The sequence below is a fragment of the Phytopseudomonas dryadis genome (genome assembly GCF_004327355.1).
Classification (GTDB): Bacteria; Pseudomonadota; Gammaproteobacteria; order Pseudomonadales; family Pseudomonadaceae; genus Aquipseudomonas; species Aquipseudomonas dryadis.
In genome coordinates, this window is sequence record NZ_QJUM01000075.1 from 1 (window position 1) to 616 (window position 616).

At 58.6% G+C, this 616-nt stretch carries 1 pseudogene; it reads left to right on the top strand.

What is annotated here, in order from left to right:
* Window positions 1-248: 248 nt before the first annotated feature.
* Window positions 249-392 (top strand): annotated as a pseudogene (locus DNK34_RS25290) (fumarate hydratase C-terminal domain-containing protein); the annotation flags it as partial.
* Between the last annotated feature and the right edge of the window lie 224 nt (window positions 393-616).

Genomic DNA, 616 nt, shown 5'->3' on the forward strand with positions numbered 1-616 from the left:
GAAGTGCAATAAGCAGCCTCAAGCTGCAAGCCACAAGCGGCAAGTAAGAGCAGTTCACTGTTCTCCCTTGCAACTTGTGGCTTTCCTAGACCGTAGCCTGTGGTTGAGCGAAGCGATACCCAGGGCATGCCCCTCCCGGGTATCGCTACGCTACATGACTGGTCCCGTAGGGTGGACGACGCTTTATCCGTCCACCGCTACGCGATCGCAATGGTGGATGAAAAGAGCGTCATCCACCCTACGCCCCGGGCATGGAAGCGATCTACGAGTTCGACGTGAAGGACATGCCGGTCACCGTTGCGGTCGACAGCAAGGGCGAGTCGGTGCACATCACCGGCCCGGCGATCTGGAACAAGAAGATCGCCGACAGCTTGGCGGTGGAAGTGCAATAAGCAGCCACAAGCGGCAAGTAAGAGCAGTTCACTGTTCTCCCTTGCAACTTGTGGCTTTCCTAGGCCGTAGCCTGTGGTTGAGCGAAGCGATACCCAGGGCATGCCCCTCCCGGGTATCGCTACGCTACATGACTGGTCCCGTAGGGTGGACGACGCTTTATCCGTCCACCGCTACGCGATCGCAATGGTGGATGAAAAGAGCGTCATCCACCCTACGCCCCGGG